The sequence below is a fragment of the Roseobacter sp. EG26 genome (genome assembly GCF_049830555.1).
In the GTDB taxonomy this organism is placed as follows: Bacteria; Pseudomonadota; Alphaproteobacteria; order Rhodobacterales; family Rhodobacteraceae; genus Roseobacter.
On sequence record NZ_JBNBLH010000001.1, the window covers coordinates 439,015 to 458,466 of the forward strand.

General features: G+C 60.6%; 19 protein-coding genes. 13 read left to right on the plus strand and 6 right to left on the minus strand.

The features are described 5' to 3' along the window. Positions 1 to 83 precede the first annotated feature (83 nt). Complete coding sequence (locus ACOTTU_RS02150; protein ID WP_425655894.1) at positions 84 to 1,250, plus strand: M20 aminoacylase family protein; 1,167 nt, start codon at positions 84 to 86, stop codon at positions 1,248 to 1,250. Here ACOTTU_RS02150 and ACOTTU_RS02155 read toward each other — a convergent pair. Genes ACOTTU_RS02155 through moaA form a run of 3 tightly spaced genes read right to left on the minus strand, consistent with a single transcriptional unit; the run spans position 1,247 to position 4,623 of the window. Then, positions 1,247 to 2,311, minus strand: coding sequence for a glycosyltransferase family 4 protein (locus ACOTTU_RS02155; RefSeq protein ID WP_425655895.1), 1,065 nt, complete (start codon positions 2,309 to 2,311; stop codon positions 1,247 to 1,249). The genes ACOTTU_RS02150 and ACOTTU_RS02155 overlap by 4 nt on opposite strands. After that, a complete protein-coding gene (locus ACOTTU_RS02160) occupies positions 2,308 to 3,606 on the minus strand; it encodes a 3-deoxy-D-manno-octulosonic acid transferase (RefSeq protein ID WP_425655896.1) in 1,299 nt (432 codons plus the stop codon). Before ACOTTU_RS02160 ends, ACOTTU_RS02155 begins: the two co-directional genes overlap by 4 nt. Positions 3,607 to 3,615: 9 nt before the next feature. Then, positions 3,616 to 4,623 carry a GTP 3',8-cyclase MoaA gene (gene moaA, locus ACOTTU_RS02165; RefSeq protein ID WP_298913557.1) on the minus strand — a complete coding sequence of 336 codons (1,008 nt, stop codon included), beginning with the start codon at positions 4,621 to 4,623 and terminating at the stop codon, positions 3,616 to 3,618. Between the two features lie 85 nt (positions 4,624 to 4,708). Between moaA and ACOTTU_RS02170 the strand changes: the two genes are divergently transcribed. Beyond that, positions 4,709 to 5,191, plus strand: a complete 483-nt coding sequence (locus tag ACOTTU_RS02170; protein WP_425655897.1) for a hypothetical protein — start codon at positions 4,709 to 4,711, stop codon at positions 5,189 to 5,191. A gap of 12 nt (positions 5,192 to 5,203) precedes the next feature. Here the strand turns inward: ACOTTU_RS02170 and ACOTTU_RS02175 are convergent, their stop codons facing one another. Genes ACOTTU_RS02175 through glmU form a run of 3 tightly spaced genes read right to left on the minus strand, consistent with a single transcriptional unit; the run spans position 5,204 to position 8,937 of the window. Continuing rightward, the gene (locus ACOTTU_RS02175; protein WP_425655898.1) at positions 5,204 to 5,758 is read right to left on the minus strand and encodes a pyridoxamine 5'-phosphate oxidase family protein; all 555 of its coding nucleotides are present in this window, start codon (positions 5,756 to 5,758) and stop codon (positions 5,204 to 5,206) included. Between the two features lie 2 nt (positions 5,759 to 5,760). Further along, complete coding sequence (gene glmS / locus ACOTTU_RS02180) at positions 5,761 to 7,581, minus strand: glutamine--fructose-6-phosphate transaminase (isomerizing) (RefSeq protein WP_425655899.1); 1,821 nt, start codon at positions 7,579 to 7,581, stop codon at positions 5,761 to 5,763. 3 nt (positions 7,582 to 7,584) lie between these two features. Next, positions 7,585 to 8,937, minus strand: coding sequence for a bifunctional UDP-N-acetylglucosamine diphosphorylase/glucosamine-1-phosphate N-acetyltransferase GlmU (glmU, locus tag ACOTTU_RS02185; protein WP_425655900.1), 1,353 nt, complete (start codon positions 8,935 to 8,937; stop codon positions 7,585 to 7,587). Between the two features lie 139 nt (positions 8,938 to 9,076). On the opposite strand from glmU, the gene ACOTTU_RS02190 reads away from it, so the two are divergent. The 11 genes from ACOTTU_RS02190 to ACOTTU_RS02240 all read left to right on the plus strand — a co-directional run bounded on the left by ACOTTU_RS02190 (position 9,077) and on the right by ACOTTU_RS02240 (position 19,445). Beyond that, the gene (locus tag ACOTTU_RS02190; protein ID WP_425655901.1) at positions 9,077 to 9,742 is read left to right on the plus strand and encodes an HAD-IA family hydrolase; all 666 of its coding nucleotides are present in this window, start codon (positions 9,077 to 9,079) and stop codon (positions 9,740 to 9,742) included. A 46-nt stretch (positions 9,743 to 9,788) separates the two neighbouring features. Beyond that, on the plus strand, positions 9,789 to 10,997 hold the full coding sequence (locus ACOTTU_RS02195; protein ID WP_425655902.1) for a DegT/DnrJ/EryC1/StrS family aminotransferase: 1,209 nt from the start codon (positions 9,789 to 9,791) through the stop codon (positions 10,995 to 10,997). 138 nt (positions 10,998 to 11,135) lie between these two features. Continuing rightward, complete coding sequence (locus ACOTTU_RS02200; protein WP_425655903.1) at positions 11,136 to 12,299, plus strand: isovaleryl-CoA dehydrogenase; 1,164 nt, start codon at positions 11,136 to 11,138, stop codon at positions 12,297 to 12,299. Beyond that, positions 12,296 to 12,793: a lysozyme inhibitor LprI family protein gene (locus ACOTTU_RS02205; protein WP_425655904.1), complete on the plus strand. Its 498-nt coding sequence runs from the start codon at positions 12,296 to 12,298 to the stop codon at positions 12,791 to 12,793. Before ACOTTU_RS02200 ends, ACOTTU_RS02205 begins: the two co-directional genes overlap by 4 nt. Continuing rightward, on the plus strand, positions 12,793 to 13,113 hold the full coding sequence (locus ACOTTU_RS02210) for a hypothetical protein (RefSeq protein ID WP_425655905.1): 321 nt from the start codon (positions 12,793 to 12,795) through the stop codon (positions 13,111 to 13,113). The genes ACOTTU_RS02205 and ACOTTU_RS02210 overlap by 1 nt, the downstream gene beginning before the upstream one ends. 39 nt (positions 13,114 to 13,152) lie before the next feature. Then, positions 13,153 to 14,757: a carboxyl transferase domain-containing protein gene (locus tag ACOTTU_RS02215; RefSeq protein ID WP_425655906.1), complete on the plus strand. Its 1,605-nt coding sequence runs from the start codon at positions 13,153 to 13,155 to the stop codon at positions 14,755 to 14,757. 84 nt (positions 14,758 to 14,841) lie between these two features. Beyond that, the gene (locus ACOTTU_RS02220; protein ID WP_425655907.1) at positions 14,842 to 15,264 is read left to right on the plus strand and encodes an ASCH domain-containing protein; all 423 of its coding nucleotides are present in this window, start codon (positions 14,842 to 14,844) and stop codon (positions 15,262 to 15,264) included. Then, positions 15,261 to 15,950 (plus strand): hypothetical protein, encoded by a 690-nt coding sequence (locus tag ACOTTU_RS02225; protein ID WP_425655908.1) that lies wholly within the window; start codon positions 15,261 to 15,263, stop codon positions 15,948 to 15,950. The genes ACOTTU_RS02220 and ACOTTU_RS02225 overlap by 4 nt, the downstream gene beginning before the upstream one ends. 3 nt (positions 15,951 to 15,953) lie before the next feature. Next, on the plus strand, positions 15,954 to 17,894 hold the full coding sequence (locus ACOTTU_RS02230) for a biotin carboxylase N-terminal domain-containing protein (RefSeq protein WP_425655909.1): 1,941 nt from the start codon (positions 15,954 to 15,956) through the stop codon (positions 17,892 to 17,894). Next, positions 17,891 to 18,556, plus strand: a complete 666-nt coding sequence (locus tag ACOTTU_RS02235) for a glutathione S-transferase family protein (RefSeq protein WP_425655910.1) — start codon at positions 17,891 to 17,893, stop codon at positions 18,554 to 18,556. The genes ACOTTU_RS02230 and ACOTTU_RS02235 overlap by 4 nt, the downstream gene beginning before the upstream one ends. 31 nt (positions 18,557 to 18,587) lie before the next feature. After that, the gene (locus tag ACOTTU_RS02240) at positions 18,588 to 19,445 is read left to right on the plus strand and encodes a hydroxymethylglutaryl-CoA lyase (RefSeq protein ID WP_425655911.1); all 858 of its coding nucleotides are present in this window, start codon (positions 18,588 to 18,590) and stop codon (positions 19,443 to 19,445) included. The last annotated feature ends 7 nt before the right edge of the window (positions 19,446 to 19,452 follow it).

A 19,452-nucleotide genomic window follows, 5' to 3' on the forward strand; every position in this document is an offset into this window, starting at 1 on the left:
CAGTAGCCTGATGTCGTAAGGTCATCTGCCCCGGCAGATCACAACCCACTTGGCACCAACGATATTTCAAGGAGAAATCCCGAATGCCCGTCAAAAACCGTTTTGCCGAATTGCACGATGAAATCACTGCCTGGCGGCGCGATCTGCATGAGCACCCCGAATTGTTGTTCGACACCCATCGCACCTCTGCGCTGGTGGCGGAAAAACTGGAAGCTTTCGGGTGCGACGAGGTTGTGACAGGCATCGGCAGAACCGGTGTCGTCGGCGTGATCAAGGGTAAGACAAATACTTCCGGCAAGGTTGTCGGGCTGCGTGCAGATATGGATGCGCTGCCGATACACGAGCAGACGGGTGTCGCATATGCCTCCAAAACACCGGGTGCGATGCACGCCTGTGGCCATGATGGTCATACGGCCATGTTGCTGGGCGCGGCAAAATACCTCGCAGAGACGCGGAATTTCGATGGCACAGCAGTGGTGATTTTCCAACCCGCAGAAGAAGGCGGTGGCGGCGGGCGCGAGATGTGTAACGACGGTATGATGGCGCGGTTCGACATCCAGGAAGTTTACGGCATGCACAACTGGCCGGGTCATCCGATGGGCAGTTTTGCAATTCGCCCCGGTGCCTTTTTTGCCGCCACGGATATTTTTGAAATCGAGGTGGAAGGTCTGGGCGGACACGCGGCAAAACCCCATGAAACGATCGATACCACAATTGTCGCCAGCCATATTGTCATTGCGGCACAGACCATTGCGAGCCGCAACGCCGATCCTGTCGATCAGATCGTCGTTTCAGTGACGTCTTTTGAGACCTCTTCAAAAGCCTTCAATGTCATCCCGCAGCGCGTTTTGCTCAAGGGAACCGTGCGCACCATGACAACGGAGATGCGCGATCTGGCGGAAACACGGCTGAAGGCGGTTTCGACTGGGATTGCCGCAAGTTTCGGGGCGGAGGCCCGCGTGGATTACACGCGCAACTATCCGGTTATGGTCAATCATGATGAGCAGACGGAATTTGCAGCGAAGGTTGCAGAAAAAGTTGCGGGCGCCTGCGAGGAAGCGCCTCTGGTCATGGGGGGAGAGGATTTTGCCTTCATGCTCGAAGAGAGACCGGGTGCCTATATTCTCGTCGGAAACGGGCCGGGGGCTGCGGTTCATCATCCGGAGTATAATTTCAACGATGAGGCGATCCCAGCGGGGTGCAGCTGGTGGGCAGAAATTGTGGAACAGCGCCTACCTGCTGCCGGTTAGCTGGCGAGCAACTTTCGATAAACGGCGACAATTGCCGCAGCTTCCTGCTCCAGTCGGAAGTTGCCAACGGCCCGGGCGCGCGCTGCTTTGGACATTGCGTCGCGCTTGGCGTCATCGGCCAATATTCCGTCGATCGCTGTCACCATGGCGGGTACATCCTCGATATCCACCAGATGACCGGTTTCGCCTTCTGCAATGAGTTCTTCAAAAGCGCCGACTTTGGTGGCCACTGCGGGTGCACCACACGCCATGGCCTCCAGTGGGGTCAGTCCGAACCCTTCCCAGCGTTGCGGGGCGACATAAAGATCAAGGGCCTGAAAATGTTTGGCGAGGTCTTCTATCGGCACCTCGTCGCGAAAGAGAATGCGGTCAGCCAGACCCGCCTCAGCGACCTCTTCCTTAAGCCTCGTTAGGAAATCCTGATGCTCTGCCGTCGCGCGTCCCATGATCAACGCTTTGGCGGTTTTGTGGGTGGCAAAAACCTCGATCATGGCTGCGACGAAAAGGTCATTACCCTTTTGGTGCCGTATACGGCCGAAACACCCGATCAACGGGCCGTCGCCGGGCAGAGCAAGAGCCTCGCGCAGCGCCTTTCTGTCTGGCACCGTTTGAAACAACGCGCAATCCACGCCGTGTCGAATGACCGTCGCCTCGTGATCAAGATAACTTGCAGACTTTGAAGAGGTCGCGATGATCGCATCCATCTGCCGCAGGAGCCATCGGGTAAATCCGGTATGCCGACGTTGTGCTGCGGACGTAAAAAGCAGTTTCAGACGTTTGCCTGCGAGATATTTCAATGCCAGCCCGGCGACCATTTCAACATTGCGTCTGGCATGCCAGACGCGCGCTCCGGAGGGACCGCTGCGCGGCAGCAGCAGCAGTTTTCCGGGCGCGAGGTTGGGTACCTCGGGTGGCAAATCGGGCGCACAGGCGGCAATGGCGATGTCGCGGGCCTGAAGCGGCACGAGACGGATCACCGTCGATGTCACACCGGAGTGACGCCGTTTGAAATTGGGCGCAATGACGTCGATGTCGCGCAGGGGTGGGAGCGGGGCTGTCATCGGATATCATCCTCCAGCTTGAGCATTCGGATCAGGCGGCTTGCAATACTGCTCAGCTGATCCGCCTTGTCCTGAACATAGTCGCGCGCAGCCTGCAATGCAGTGGCGCGATGCGCACCGTCCTGAAGCATCATTTGAACCGCCTGCGCAAGAGCAGGGCCGTCCTCTGCAATGCGGGCTACGCCCGATTTTTCCATGTCGGAAAACGTTTCAGCGAAATTCGTCACATGAGGCCCTGAAATGACCGCAGCACCCGATTGCACAACTTCAAAGGGGTTATGACCACCAATAGGCAACAATGATCCGCCCAGAAAGACAACATCCGAAAGAGCATACCAATTGCCCAACTCGCCCAGCGTGTCGGCAAGGTAGACGGCTTCACCCGCCTTCGGATGGTCACCTTTTGAGCGAACAGCGCAGCTGAACCCACCACTATTGATCAGTCCTGCGATTTCAGCGCTGCGTTCGGGATGACGCGGCACCAGGATCAGGAGCAGCTCCGGATAATCACGCAAAAGCGTTCTGTGGGCTTCAAGAACAATCGCCTCCTCCCCTTTGTGGGTGGAGGCAGCAACCCAGACGGGGCGTCCCTTGATTGCCGTGCGGGTGGGCGCAAGGACGGCAGGATCGGTCGGCAGGGGAGCCGACATGGACTTGAGGTTTATCCCTCGGGCAACCCGATCGGCGGGCGCATGCATGTTCACCATGGCCTGCGCCATGTCGTCATTCTGCGTGAGGATCAGATCGAAGACATCGAAGATATAGGCCGCCAGACTTGGTTTTTTCGTCCAGGCGGCGCGTGATTTTGAGCTGAGGCGCGCATTCACGAGCGCCATGCTTGCGCCTGTGTTCCGAGTCATGCGCAGCATCTGCGGCCAAAGCTCGCTCTCAACGAAGATTGCCGCGGCAGGTCGCCAGTGTTGCAGAAAACGGCTGACGGGACCACGGGCATCGAGCGGCGCAAACTGGTGCACGGTGCGCGGCGGCAAACGGTCGGCAACCAGCTTTGCCGACGTCGGCGTGCCGGAGGTGATCAGGAATTGGGCGCGGGGCAGCATCTCGCCCATGCGCGTTATCAGCGCCAAAACCGACAGGCTCTCGCCGACCGAGGCGGCATGAAACCAGACGAGTTTTCCGCCCCCCGTACGAGGCTGACTGGCATGGCCGAGTTTCTCATGCGCGCGCAGCACTGAAACGCCCTGGCGACGCATCTTGCGTGTCTGCGTCCAGGCCGCGAAAGGGATCAGCAACGTGGTTGCCGCCACATAGACATGAAAGAGCAGCGGTGCGCGCATTGGCTCAGGTCAGCCGCCGGTATGGCTCATATGGCGAGGCATCTGACCGTCCAGGCGTTGACGGGAATAGTCGAAATCATGCCCTTTGGGCTTTAAGGCGATCGCCGCGCGGATGGCATCTTCGAGGGGTCCGTCATCGGCAGGGTGCGCGCGCAGCGGCGCGCGCAGGTCTGCGGCGTCCTCCTGGCCGAGGCACATGAAAATCTCACCGGTGCAGGTCAGGCGCACGCGGTTGCAGCTTTCGCAGAAGTTGTGGCTCAGCGGTGTGATAAACCCGATTTTCTGTCCTGTTTCCTCCAGCCGGACATAACGTGCAGGCCCGCCGGTACGTTCTGCCAGATCGGTGACGGTGTAATGCTCTGCATACCGCGCGCGCACGTCCTTGAGCGACCAGTACTGGCCCAAACGGTCCTCGTTCCCGATGTCACCCATCGGCATGACCTCGATCCACGTCAGGTCGATATCCCGATCCGCACACCAACGGGTGATGTAGGGTAACTCCTCTTCATTGAAATCCTTGAGTGCAACAGCGTTCAGCTTGACCCGTAGCCCCGCTGACTGCGCCGCATCAATCCCGCGCAACACCTGCGGCAAGCGCCCCCATCGGGTAATGTCAGCAAACTTGCCTTCGTCCAATGTATCAAGAGACACGTTTACGCGCCGCACCCCGGCCGCATAGAGATCTTTTGCGAACCGTTCCAACTGGCTGCCGTTGGTTGTGAGGGTCAGCTCCTTGAGCGCGCCGCTCTCCAGATGTCGTGTCATACCTTCAAAGAACGTCATGATACCCTTGCGCACAAGAGGCTCGCCTCCGGTGATGCGCAGTTTTTCGACACCAAGCCCGATGAAGGTCGAACACATACGGTCCAGTTCTTCCAGTGTCAGCAACTCCTTTTTGGGCAGAAATGTCATGTTCTCGGACATGCAATAGACGCAGCGAAAATCGCAGCGGTCGGTCACCGAGACCCTCAAATAGGTAATTGCGCGGGCGAAAGGATCGATCAATGGAGCATTCATGCTGTCATAGGTAATGCGCTGGCCAAGACGCAGCAAGGGGTTAACGGCATTGATGTGTATCGGCCATCTATGCTTTAGACGTCTCATGAGACATGTTTGCGCTTTGAAGATGTTCCTGATTGTCGCTGCTCTGTCTACGGCGGGTTGCGCTGAACTCAATCAGCTCAATGTGGCCCCGGGGGGCGCAAAGGCACCGTCGGTTGAACCGACTGCGACCGCACAGCCAACCGCTTTGGGCGCCAACGCTCCGCAAACGGCTGACGTTCTGGATACCACGACGGCCTCCGAGAGGGCAGCAGCCAGCGGCGCAGGCGCTACGGGCCGACTGCTGGGTCAGACGGTTGCCTCATTGGGAAGCCCGGCAGAGCCGGGGTTCTGGCTGAAAACGCCGCTTGTTTCAGATGAGACCTTGGGCAAAGTGCGCAATCCTGCAACGGGTAAGACCGTGGCAGTGACGTTGATCCCCATTGCGGGTCCCGAAACCGCCGGCAGCCGTATGTCACTTGCCGCGATGCGCCTGCTCGGCGTCAATCTGACGGATCTGGTGACCGTGGAAGTTAGTCTTTAAGGTGTCTTGGCTTTAAGGTGTTTTGGGGCTCGTGACATAAGTTGGCGCGCCATCAATGGTGTGCTGGTTGCGTGTCTCCCAATAGGTCGCGATCTCCTCGGGCGTCTTGTCTTCGGTCCAATTGCGCAGGACGTCCCGCTCCCCCTGATAGGCCATGAAGGGGACAGCATAACCGCAGCTTGTCTGTACGAGATCGAGTGACACGTCGTAAATTTGACGCGCGCCGTCCGAATGGGGAAACAGCGCGTTCAGGGAGCGAAACGCCTCATCGCGAGGATGTAGCGTTTTCGCGGTTCCATATGTCCTCAAGATCATCGGCTTTGCTTCGAAGCCGCACCACATCAACGTCATGCGATTGAGTTGCGCCAGATGGCCAGCGGTTTCATTTCCCGATCCTGTCAGGTTTCGCCAGACAATTCGGTTGGGGCCCAATACCCGCAAACTGTCCATACCTTTTGGCGAGATGTTGACCTGACCGTCAGGTGCTGCCGACCCGACGAAAAAGATATGTTGCGCTTCGATGAAACGGGTCAGCACCTCGCTCAGGCTGTCAAACTGCTTGGCCATCGCTATTCCACCGTGACAGATTTTGCCAGGTTACGTGGCTGATCCACGTCCGTGCCTTTGGCAACGGCAGTGTGGTAGGCGAGCAGTTGAGCGGGGATAGCATATAGAATCGGTGTGACGGCGTCAGGTACTGACGGTAATTCTATTGTCGCGTAGGCACCGTCGCCGGCCTCTTTCAAGCCTTGCTTGTCTGAAATCAGAATGACGCGACCCTTGCGGGCCATGACTTCTTGCATGTTGCTGACAGTTTTGTCGAACAGCGCATCTCTGGGGGCCATGACAACGACCGGAACGGATTTGTCGACAAGGGCAATCGGGCCGTGCTTGAGTTCGCCGGATGCATATGCCTCAGCGTGTATATAGCTGATTTCCTTCAGTTTTAACGCCCCCTCCAGTGCCAGCGGATACATCAGACCACGCCCCAGAAACAAGACATCGCGCGCTTCAGCGAGCTTCAGGGAGGCTTTTTGCATCGCTTTGCTACTCTCCAGCGCCGTACTCAGAACGCTGGGAATGCTGCGTAGTGCGTTGAGGTGGTCTGCGAGCGTCTTTGCATCTATCTCTCCGCGATCGCGCGCAGCTTTCAGCGCCAGCATGAACAATACCGTCAGCTGGCAACTGAAAGCTTTTGTCGATGCAACACCCACTTCGACACCGGCATGGATTGGCAAAACAAGATCGCTCTCGCGCGCGATGGAGCTTTCTGGCACATTCACGACGGACAGAATGCGCCCCGCCTTGCCCTCACAATACCTCAGGGCAGCCAATGTATCGGCGGTCTCTCCTGACTGGCTGACAAAAAGGGCGGCGGTCCGATCCGGGATCGGGGGTTCGCGATAGCGGAATTCCGATGCCACATCGACATCAACGGGCAGGCGGGCAATTTGTTCGAACCAGTATTTCGCGGTCAGGCAAGCGTAGAATGCGGTGCCGCAAGCGACCATGGTCAACCGGTCGATAGAAGTGAAATCAACCCCGGGGTTCGGCAAGCTGATTTCGCCATCCGCGCTCAGGTAGTGACCCAGTGCCTGGGCAATCACCGTTGGCTGTTCAGCAATTTCCTTGGCCATGAAGTGTTTGTGCCCGGCCTTGTCGATACGCGTGGCCCCCACCTGGACGGTCCTGATGGCGCGGTTTGCCAGGGTGCCGTTGATATCGCGCACCTCGACGGAGTTTCGTGTCACGACCGCGCGGTCGCCTTCTTCCAGATAGCTGATGCGATCGGTCAGCGGTGACAAGGCGATGGCGTCGGATCCAACAAACATTTCTCCCTCGCCGTGACCGATGGCCAGCGGCGAGCCCTGGCGTGCTGCCACAATCAGATCGTCTTCACCGGAAAACAGGAAAGCCAGCGCGAAAGCGCCTTGCAAACGATCAAGTGCCTGATTGGCCGCCGCAACCGGCGCTGCCCCTTGGGACATGTAGTATTCGGTCAGTAAGGCCACGGTTTCAGTGTCGGTTTCGGTGACGAAATCCACGCCTTTTTCCGAAAGCTCTGCGCGCAATTCACGGAAGTTCTCAATGATCCCATTATGCACGACAGCCACGCGTCCGGCCTGATGCGGGTGTGCGTTCAGCACCGAAGGGGCACCATGGGTTGCCCAGCGGGTGTGACCGATGCCGGATTTTCCGGCCAATGGTTCGTGGACAAGCAGATCGGACAGGTTGACGAGTTTGCCAACAGCACGACGCCGATCCAGCGCACCGTTTTCGACGGTCGCAATGCCCGCGCTATCGTACCCACGGTACTCAAGCCTTTTGAGCGCTTCGACAAGAATGGGCGCAACTTCATGATTGCCCAAAACACCTACAATTCCACACATAGATCAGCTGCCTCTTTGAAGTTTGGCTTTCTTTGCCTTGAGTATCTGTATCAGTTTTGCCGCTGTGCCGGGTTTCTCCACCTGCGGCGCGCGGGCGATGGCAAGTGCGTTCGCCTCCACATCGGAGGTAATTACCGAGCCACTGCCCGTCATGGCACCGTCACCGATATGAACGGGGGCGACGAGCATCGTATTTGACCCGATAAAGACATTGTCGCCGATCTCGGTGCGGTGCTTCATCACCCCGTCATAGTTGCAGGTGATCGTTCCGGCGCCTATGTTCGTCTGGGCACCAAGCACGGCATCCCCAATGTAGCTAAGGTGGTTGACCTTGCTGCCTTCGCCGATCTGGGCATTCTTGATTTCGACGAAATTTCCCACGCGGGTGTTCTCGCTCAGTTCTGCGCCCGGACGCAGCCGGGCATAAGGTCCGATAATGGCGCCACGGGCGACATGACATCCTTCCAGATGCGAAAATGCACGTATGGTGGCACCAGATTCCACGGTCACGCCGGGCCCGAAAACAACATTAGGTTCAACAATCGTGTCGCGCCCGATCACCGTATCAAAAGCAAAATGGACGGTTTCCGGGGCTGGTAGCGTGACGCCATCATCAACCGCGCGGGCACGGGCATTGGACTGGAAGGCGGCTTCGGCGCTGGCAAGTTCCGCGCGGGTGTTGATGCCCAGCGTTTCGCTTTCTGCGCAGGTGACAACCGTGGCGCTCAGGTCGCGGGCCCGGGCGATGCCGACGATATCCGTCAGATAGTATTCGCCCGCTGCATTGTCGTTCCCCACTGCGTCGATGAGCTTGAAAAGCAGATTGGCATTGCAGGCGACGACACCGCTATTGCACAGGGTGATGGCGCGCTCAGCCTCCGACGCATCTTTGAATTCGACGATGCGTTCCAACTGATCGTCCTGAACGACAAGGCGACCGTAACGCCCCGGGTCTGCCGCCTCGAATCCAAGAACGACCAGATCATTGCCGGATTGTGCCTCAACCATTGCAGCGAGCGTTTCCGATCGCACAAACGGGGTGTCGCCAAAGATCACGACGGCTGTGCCATCAAAATCGGCCAGGGCTGCGCGCGCTTGCGCCGTGGCGTGTCCGGTGCCCAACTGCTCGGTTTGCTCGACCACAACGGCGGTTTCGTCATGGGTCAGCGCAGCCTTGCGCACCATCTCGGCCCCGTGCCCGGCAACAACGACCGTATGTGCAGGCTCAAGGCTGGCACCAGCCTGCATGGCATGCACCAGAAGCGGTGCGCCCGCCAGCGGGTGAAGCACTTTGGGCAGGTCGGAGTTCATCCGGGTTCCCTTGCCTGCAGCCAAAATGATCAAAGCGGTTGTCATAATGTTTCTCTTTGTGTTCTGTCGCGGCCCTGTTTATCCGTCTGGCAGGGCGGCGCAAGACGTGTGCGGATCAAAGAAGGTTGCGGCTTGCAACATCTTACGGCAACGACCTGTCCCAAGAATGAAGCGCGGAGAAGGCATGAAAACGGTAATTTTTGACCTGGATGGCACGTTGGCCGACACCAGCGGTGACCTGATTGCCGCCGCCAATCACTGTTTCCGCGATATGGGGGCGGGGGACGTGCTGGACCCGTTGTCGGATGCGGGCACCGCATTGCGGGGTGGGCGGGCAATGCTCAACCTTGGCATGAAACGACTTGGCCAGTCCGATGCCGCGGAAATGACGGATCGTTATTACCCCGTTCTTCTGGAGGCCTACAGGTCCGCGATTGATGTCCACACGGTACTCTACCCGCGCGCGATGGAGGCCGTCGAACGGCTGAAGATCGAGGGATACGGTGTTGGGATTTGTACCAACAAGCCCGAAGCGCTGGCGGATATCCTCTTGCAAAGCCTCGGCGTGCGGGACGCTTTTGCCGCCCTGATCGGCGCAGACACGCTGTCGGTGCGCAAACCAGATCCGGAACCGCTTTTTGAGACGGCCCGGCGCGCTGGTGGGGATCCGAAGAAATGCATCCTGATCGGCGATTCAGACACCGATAGAAATACCGCAAGGGCGGCGGGTGTTCCTTGCGTTCTGGTGACATTCGGCCCGGCAGGGGGTGACATGGCGGCCTTGCAACCCGAAGCCCTGTTGCAGGACTACGCGGATCTTCCCGGTATCGTGGACAGCCTGCTGGCTTGACCAGAACGCGATGTCCACCCAAAGTCAGAGCCACGAGGGACATGAAATGACGGAAATTTTCAAAGGCAGCTTTACGCAGCAGGAACCGATCCCCGAAGCGGGTATCGACGCGGCCATGGCTGTGCTGCGTCATGGGCGTTTGCACCGGTACAACACGGCAGCGGGTGAGGTCAGCGAAACCGCGCTGCTGGAGCAGGAATTCGCCGCGTCGGTCGGGGCTAAATACTGCCTCGCGGTGGCATCGGGGGGCTATGCGATGGCCACAGCTCTGCGCGCCGTGGGTGTCAAACCGGGCGATCCGGTGCTTTCCAATGCTTTCACGCTTGCGCCGGTGCCCGGTGCCATCGCCGCCGTGGGGGCAAACCCGGTGTTTGTGGGTGTCACCGAAGCGCTGACCATTGATCTTGACGATCTTCAGTCAAAGTCTCAGGCCGCCAAGGTTCTGCTGCTCAGTCACATGCGGGGTCATATCTGCGATATGGACCGGTTGATGGCCATTTGCGATGCGGCGGGCATCACGGTGATCGAGGATTGCGCGCATACGATGGGCGCGGCTTGGAACGGCGTGCCCTCGGGGCGTCAGGGTGCCGTCGGGTGTTATTCCTGCCAGACCTATAAACATGTGAATTCCGGCGAGGGTGGGTTTTTCGTGACCGATGACGCGGAAATCGCGGCGCGTGCGGTGATCCTGTCAGGCTCCTACATGCTCTATGAGCGTCACCTTGCGGCCCCGCCCAAGGAAGCTTTCGAGAATATCCGCTATGAGACGCCCAATATCTCGGGCCGGATGGATAACCTGCGCGCGGCCATTCTGCGCCCGCAGGTGGCGGATCTTGCAAAGCAATGCGCGCGCTGGAACGAGCGGTACTTTTGCCTTGAAAAAGGGCTGCGTGACACGCCAGGGCTCATGGTGATCGAGCGGCCCGCGCAGGAAACGATTGTCGGTTCCTCCATTCAGTTCCTGCTGTTGGACTGGTCGGCGGAGGATGTCTTGAGCGTCGTGAAGCGCTGTGCCGCGCGCGGTGTCGAGCTGAAATGGTTCGGCGGCGCGGAGCCGGTTGGCTTCACCAGCCGCTATGACAGTTGGCGCTACGCGGAAGCCCCCGCCATGCCTGCAACCGACCGCGTGCTGGCGGGCATCGTTGACATGCGGGTGCCGCTGACGTTCTCGCTGGAGGATTGTGCCTTGATCGCCCGCATCATCCGCGCAGAGGTCAGCGCGGTCTATCAGGGTCAGTCGACGGCAGCTGAATAATCCGAAACGCAAGTCTCGCAGGGAAGGGCGGCTTCGAGCCGCCTTTTTTGCGTCGGAACTATTGCCGGGTTGACCGGATGAGAGGGCTATGTCATTTATGAACATACGTTCAATAAATCGCGCAAGGAGTGCACCGCGATGTTTATGGCAACCATGGCTTTCGATCTGGGCGAAGATGTGAACGCGTTGCGCGACCTGGTGCACAGATGGGCGCAGGATCGTGTCAAACCCCTGGCGGCGGAGATTGACGCCAAAAACACCTTTCCACCGGGACTCTGGGCCGAGATGGGGGAGCTTGGGCTGCTGGGCATTACCGTGCCGGAAGAATACGGCGGTGCGGGCATGTCCTATCTGGCACATACGGTCGCCGTGGAGGAGATCGCCCGCGCAAGCGCCTCGGTGTCGCTGTCATATGGTGCCCACTCCAACCTCTGCGTCAATCAGATCAAGTTGAACGGCACGGACGCGCAGAAACGGAAATACCTGCCCGGTCTGATATCCGGCGAACATGTGGGCGCGCTGGCCATGTCCGAAGCCGGTGCCGGGTCTGATGTGGTTTCCATGAAACTGCGTGCCGAAAAGCGCAACGACCATTACCGTCTGAACGGCACCAAATACTGGATCACCAACGGGCCGGATGCGGAAACCCTGGTTGTCTATGCCAAATCCGATCCGGACGCAGGGTCCAAAGGCATCACCGCCTTTCTGATCGAAAAATCGATGACCGGATTTTCCACCAGCCCCCATTTCGACAAGCTGGGCATGCGCGGATCAAACACCGCTGAGTTGATATTCGAGGACGTCGAAGTGCCTTTCGAAAACGTGTTGGGTGAAGAGGGCAAAGGCGTGCGCGTGCTGATGTCGGGGCTCGATTATGAACGCGTGGTGCTGGCCGGGATCGGAACCGGCATCATGGCGGCTTGCCTCGATGCGATCATGCCGTACCTCTCCGAGCGCAAACAGTTCGGCCAGCCGATTGGCAATTTTCAACTGATGCAGGGCAAGATCGCCGATATGTATACGGCCATGAATTCCGCACGTGCCTATGTTTATGAGGTGGCAAAGGCCTGCGACCGGGGCGATGTGACACGTCAGGACGCCGCGGCCTGCTGTCTTTATGCCTCCGAACAGGCGATGGTGCAGGCGCATCAGGCTGTGCAGGCAATGGGCGGGGCCGGGTTTTTGAACGACAGCCCCGTGGCACGCATTTTCCGCGACGCCAAACTGATGGAAATCGGCGCGGGCACGTCAGAGATCAGGCGCATGCTGGTTGGTCGCGAAATGATGGGGGCCATGGGGTGATCCGTGCTTTGGCCTTGGGATTGGCACTGAGCGCCGCGCCCGCCCTCGCGCAGGGCATTCTGTATTCGGATGCGCAAACCCGAAGCTGTCTGGATGAATTGCCCGTTGGGGCAGCACTGAGTGACTGTGCGGGCCTGTCTTCTGCCATCTGTATGCAAGCCAATGATGCAGGCTACACAACCGTCGGCATGGGCGGCTGTCTTGATGGCGAACTGACCTTTTGGGACGCTCTTCTGAACGAGACCTATCAGGCTGTCCTGCAGGATGCCCGACAGATGGATGCCGAAATGCGGGAGCTTGGCTCGGCCGCACCCGCTCAAGCCCCGGCGCTTGTGGCGATGCAGCGCGCCTGGATCACCTTTCGCGATGAGGCCTGCGCTTACGAGCGCACAAAATGGGGCGGCGGGACAGGCGGCGGACCAGCCACATTACAGTGCCTGATGGAGTTGACAGCGGATCAGACCGATCGGTTGTCACGGCAATGGGGTGAGTGATGCCCCGCTGGCTCTGGTGGACACCGCTGGCGCTGCTGGTGATCTGTCTCGGGGTCTGGGGATTCCGATGGGGCTGGATCGCGGCCACGATCACGGAGACGGATGTCATTTCGACCTATGCTGCGCAATACGTGGCGCAAGCGGGGGGCAACGCCCGTCTGACCGATTGCACGGCGCGACCGGGCGAACGCGCCGGCGTCTGGATCGTGGTGCGCTGTGTGCAGAAACCCGCTCTGCGCTATGACTATGCCGTCGACAGATTTGGGCGTTTGCTGGATATTTCCGCAGACCCTGACCGGCCCGGAGCGCCGCAAACATGATGACCGAAAGGCGGCCAGCTTGCCGAAGAAGGAGATGACATGAAACTGACCTCGCAGGCTTTGCCCTCCTCCGAAGCCTTTAAAACCAACTGCTTAGCGCATCTGGAAGCTTTGGCGGAGATCGCCGCTGCGGCGGATCATGCGGCGCTTGGTGGGGGCGAGAAATCGCGCGCGCGCCACCTCAGTCGGGGCAAGATGCTGCCGCGTGACCGGGTGGCGGGCCTGCTGGATCCCGGCAGCCCTTTTCTGGAGGTCGGTGCCACTGCCGCGCATGGGCTCTATGATGGTGCGGCCCCCTGCGCAGGTGTGATCGCGGGCATCGGTCAGGTGCAGGGGCAGGAGGTCATGGTGGTGTGTAACGACGCCACCGTGAAAGGCGGCACCTACTATCCGATGACGGTCAAGAAACACCTGCGGGCGCAGGAGATCGCGCAGGAAAACCGGCTGCCCTGTATCTATCTGGTGGACAGCGGCGGCGCCAACCTGCCCAATCAGGATGAGGTCTTTCCGGACCGCGATCACTTTGGCCGCATCTTCTACAATCAGGCGCGCATGAGTGCCGAAGGGATCGCGCAGATCGCCGTGGTCATGGGCTCCTGCACAGCCGGGGGCGCATATGTTCCGGCCATGTCTGATGTAACAATTATCGTTCGGGATCAAGGCACTATATTTCTGGCAGGCCCGCCGCTGGTCAAGGCGGCAACCGGCGAGGTGGTCACCGCCGAAGACCTAGGCGGCGGCGATGTGCATACCCGTCTCAGCGGTGTGGCTGACTATCTGGCGGAGGATGACGCCCATGCGCTGGCACTGGCGCGCCGGGCGGTGGGCGCGCTGAACCGCGCCAGACCCGCCGCCGTGCAATGGGAGGCGCCCGAAGATCCGGCCTATGATCCGGAAGAAATACTGGGCGTGGTGCCTGCAGATCTGCGCACGCCCTATGACATTCGCGAAGTGATTGCCCGACTGGTCGATGGCTCCCGTTTTGACGAATTCAAACCGCGCTTTGGCGAAACACTGGTGACCGGATTTGCCCATCTCAAGGGCTGCCCCATCGGCATTGTCGCCAATAACGGCGTGCTCTTCTCGGAGGCCGCCCAGAAAGGCGCGCATTTTGTCGAACTGTGTTCGCAACGCCGTATCCCTTTGGTATTTCTGCAAAATATCACCGGCTTCATGGTGGGTCGCAAATATGAAAACGAAGGTATCGCGCGGCACGGTGCCAAGATGGTAACGGCTGTGGCCTCCACCAATGTGCCCAAGATCACCATGCTGGTGGGCGGCTCTTTCGGGGCGGGCAACTATGGTATGGCCGGACGCGCCTACAGCCCGCGCTTTATGTGGACATGGCCCAACAGTCGCATTTCGGTCATGGGCGGCGCGCAGGCGGCAGGGGTGCTGGCCACGGTCAAACGCGACGCCATTGAGCGGGCGGGCGAAGTATGGTCCGTCGAACAAGAGGCCAGATTCAAAAAGCCCACGATTGACATGTTCGAGCGCCAGAGCCACCCGCTCTACGCCTCCGCGCGGCTTTGGGACGACGGGATTATCGACCCGCGCAAGTCACGCGACGTGCTCTTTTTGTCGCTCTCCGCCGCGCTCAACGCCCCGATCGAGGAGACACGCTTTGGCATCTTCCGCATGTAATAAATTGCGTGTCACATCCCGTGCACAACCTGTGCACAGACCGTACACCGCCGCTCTGTCCAGATGCGGCGGGGAGGCATACGCATGATGACACTGGAAGAGGTCCAACGCCGCTATCCCGAGGCCGTCACTTTCACCTTCGGCGACAACGCGGCGCTCTGTGCCGATCTGCTGGGGCTGGTCAGATCGGGTGCCAAGCGTGCGACCTGCGGCGCGCTGCGCGATTTCGGGACCGGCGGGGAGGCGCTGCCGGTTGCCGGACGCCACGATATTGCGCTCAACTGGGATGGTAGCCCCGCGCTCGTCATCCGAACGGTCGAGGTGACGCAAAGACGATTTTGCGAGGTCGATGAAGATTTCGCGCTGGCAGAAGGTGAGAACGAGACGCTGGCAGGCTGGCAGGCAGGGCACCGCGCATATTTCGAGCGCAACGGCGGGTGGGGTGAGAACATGATGTTGGTCTGCGAGCGGTTTGAATTAGTCGAGGATTTCGGAGGCAACATATGAAGGGCATCAAGGCGCTTGGGGACCGGATGGTCGACACCGTCAGCGGGTTGAAACTGCCGACGCTGGGCAGTGAGGTGGAACTGCCTGTCTATGTGATCCACAATGCGCCCGATGCCGAGGACTATTTCTTTATCTTCGATTTCGAAGAGTTTGTGGAACAGTCCCGACAAGGGTGGTTCGTGCGGCCCAAACTGCGCCTTTGGGCGGGGCGCTCGGATTTCAACCGGCGCGCCTTTGCCCGGGCTTTCCGTGAAAGCTTTGCGCGGGAGTTCGAACTGGCGCGGGTTCAGCTTGCAACGCAAAAGGACGCCAAGCGTGGCTGGTTCGGCGGCTTGCCGGGGTTTCTTCGCGATATTGCCTCCCCCTCTTTGCCCGGGGTTCTGGCCAACCTTGTCCTGCTGGTGGCGCTGTCGGCGGGCGGCAAGATTTTGACGCAGGTCCTGCCTGCGGGCTGGATGCGCCAAAAGAGCGATGCACAAAAACTCGAAGAGGGCATCAACGAGACCAAGACCAAGGTGGATGAGGCGCTGGGCCAAATCGAGATCACGCTGCATATGGACCTTTACCGCCATGCTTACCGGGGTCAGCCACCCGGACGGCTGACGGGGGTTGATTACGACGCATGGCCCTTGCCGGACTACGTGAAACAACATCTGATGGATGGAACATCGGGCTCATGGTGGTGAAATATGTTTGACACAATCCTGATTGCGAACCGGGGCGAGATTGCTGTCCGGGTCATTGAAACCGCCCGCGCGATGGGCGTGCGCTGCGTCGCCGTTTATTCGGACGCCGATGCGGGGGCCAAACATGTGGCACTGGCGGATGCGGCGGTGCATATCGGCGGGGCGGCCCCGGCGGAGAGTTACCTGCGCGGCGATGTGATCATTCAGGCCGCATTGGATACGGGGTGCCGCGCGATCCATCCGGGCTACGGGTTTCTGAGCGAAAACCCCGAATTCGTTGATGCGGTGGAGGCTGCGGGACTGACATTTATCGGGCCCTCCGCCACGGCGATCCGCGCGATGGGGCTGAAGGATGCGGCCAAGGCGCTGATGGTGGAGGCGGGCGTGCCGGTGGTGCCGGGCTATCACGGGGCGGATCAGGATGACGATCTGCTGGCGGCGGAGGCCGAGAAGATCGGCTATCCGGTGCTGATCAAGGCGGTGGCGGGCGGCGGTGGCAAGGGCATGCGTCTGGTGGAGACGGCGGAGGGCTTTGCCACAGCGCTCGCCTCGGCCCGTTCCGAGGCGCAGACGGCCTTTGGTAACCGGGACGTGCTGGTGGAGAAATTCGTCACCCAGCCGCGCCACATCGAAGTGCAGGTCTTTGGCGATGGCCGCCGGGCGGTGCATCTTTTCGAACGGGACTGTTCGTTGCAACGCCGTCATCAGAAGGTGATCGAAGAGGCCCCGGCACCGGGCATGACCGAAGAGATGCGCGCGGCCATGGGGGCGGCGGCGGTGCGCGCGGCGGAGGCCATTGGCTACAGCGGTGCGGGCACGGTGGAATTCATCGTCGACGGCTCTGACGGGCTGAAGGAGGATGGCTTCTTCTTCATGGAGATGAACACGCGGTTGCAGGTGGAACACCCCGTGACCGAGGCCATCACCGGCGTTGATCTGGTCGCCTGGCAGTTGCGTGTGGCCGCAGGCGAGCCCTTGCCCGCCCGGCAGGAAGACCTGTCCATCACCGGCCATGCATTCGAGGCGCGGCTCTATGCGGAGGACGTTCCCGCCGGGTTCCTGCCCGCCACCGGCACCCTCAGCCACCTGAGCTTTCCCGGTGACGTGCGCGCGGACAGTGGCGTGCGGGCGGGCGATACCATCAGCCCCTATTACGACCCGATGATCGCCAAGCTGATCGTGCACGGGGAAAACCGCGCCGTGGCCCTGTCGAAGCTGCGCCGGGGACTGGCCGGCACGCAGGTGGGTGGCACTATGACCAACCTGGCCTTTCTGGGCGCGCTGGCGGGGCATGAAGACTTTGGTCGCGGTGAAGTTGATACCGGGCTGATCGGACGCGAGCTGGACGATCTGATCGCGGCCCCCGCCCCGCTGGCCCGGCACAAGGTGGCCGCAGGCATGGCGGCGCTGGGGCTTTTTGAGCCGCCCGCGCAGGCCGGTTTCAGCCTCTGGCAGCCCATGCGGCGGTCGGTGCAGTTGAACTGGCAGGGTGACGTGGTTGATCTGGCGGTTGAGGTTTTGGATGCGGCGCATCAGCGTTGGCATCTGGATGATGAGGTGGTCGAGGCCCGCAGGCGCGGTGCTGTCTGGCACATCGGCGGGCATCCCGCGCCTCAGGTGGGTCTTGCGGGTGGGGTTGCGACGGTCTTTGACCACTACGGGCTGCCCTTTGAAGTGGTGGACCCGCTGGCGCGCGCCAGCGGCAGCAGCGGGGACGGCAATCTGATCGAAGCGCCGATGCCGGGGCTGGTGAAATCCATCGACGCATCGGTGGGCCAATCGGTGCGCAAGGGCGACCGTCTGGCCGTTCTGGAAGCGATGAAGATGGAGCACGCCCTGCTGGCCGCGCGTGATGGTGTCGTAGCCGAGGTGATGGCGCAAAATGGCGATCAGGTCGAAGCCGGGGCCGCCCTCATCCAGCTTGAACCGGAGGCGGAGGCGTGATCACGCTGCACCATTGCCCGCAGACACGATCCATGCGCAGCCTGTGGGTGCTCAATGAGCTGGACGTGCCGTTTCAGGTCCGCAGCTACCCGTTTGACCGGACGTTGCGCCGTGCCGACTTCCTCAGTCTTTCGCCTGCGGGGCGGGTGCCGGCGCTGGAGATCGACGATGCGCATATGTTCGAGACCGGGGCCATTACCGAATACCTTTGCGAGCGTTTCAGCCCGGAGGGTCTGGGCCGGATGCCCGGCAACCCCGAGCGCATGGACTGGCTGGTCTGGCTGCATTTTGCCGAAACCCTGAGCCAGCACACCGCAGCCCTGACCCAGCAGCATGTGGCGCTTTACGAGGATCACATGCGCAGCCCGATTGTCATGAAGCTCGAAGCGGCGCGGATCAAGAAATGCTATGGGGCTATCGAGGCGCGGCTGAGTGCAGCGCCGCAGACCCGCGAGCATCTGCTGATCACCGGGTTTTCCGCCGCCGATATTTCGGTGGGGCAGGCGGTCTATATGGCGCAGCATTTCGCGACGCTGGAGGAATTTCCCGCGACCGCCGACTGGTATGCGCGGATCACCGCGCGCAAGAGCTTCATCGCGGCTCTGCCGGAGGGTGACGGCATTTATGATCGGGACTTTTACGCGCCCTGGCCGTTAGAGTGATCGCAAAGCACATCAAAGGGGGAGGGTGTTCATGAGTCTGGGACCATGCGAGATATTCGAAGTGGGGCCACGCGACGGGCTACAGAATGAGGCGCGGGACATACCGGTGGCGGAAAAGATCGCGCTGGTCGACAAGCTCAGCCGCGCGGGCTTTGGTCGCATCGAAGTGGCGAGTTTCGTCTCGCCCAAATGGGTGCCGCAGATGGCAGGCTCCTCTGAGGTGCTGGGCGGGATCACCCGCACACCCGGCCTGCGCTATGCGGCCCTGACCCCCAACATGCGCGGGTTTGAGGACGCGCGGGCGGCAGGGGCCGATGAAATCGCGATCTTCGCCTCCGCCTCCGAAGGGTTTTCCAAGGCCAATATCAACGCCTCTATCGCCGAAAGCATCGAACGGTTCGCGCCCATTCTGGAAGAGGCGCGCCATATCGACCTGCCGGTGCGCGGCTATGTGTCCTGCGTGGTGGAATGCCCTTATGACGGGGCGGTGGCACCTGCTGCGGTGGCGGCGGTGGCGGACCGGCTCTTTGCCATGGGGTGCTATGAAATCAGCCTCGGCGACACCATCGGTGCCGGTACGCCCGACAGTATTGCGCGGATGCTGCTGGCGGTGCGTGACGTGGTGCCGGTCGGGCGGCTGGCGGGGCATTATCATGACACCAAAGATCGCGCGATGGAGAACATCGACACCTCGCTCAGCCTCGGCGTGCGGGTGTTCGACGCCGCTGTGGGCGGATTGGGCGGCTGTCCTTATGCCCCTGGGGCCGCAGGCAATGTGGCCACGGAGGCGGTGGCCCGTCATCTGGCCGCATTGGGTTACGAGACCAGCCTCGACATCGACGTGGTCGAAGAGGCCGCAGAGATGGCACGCGCCATGCGCACAGGCTGAAGGGCAG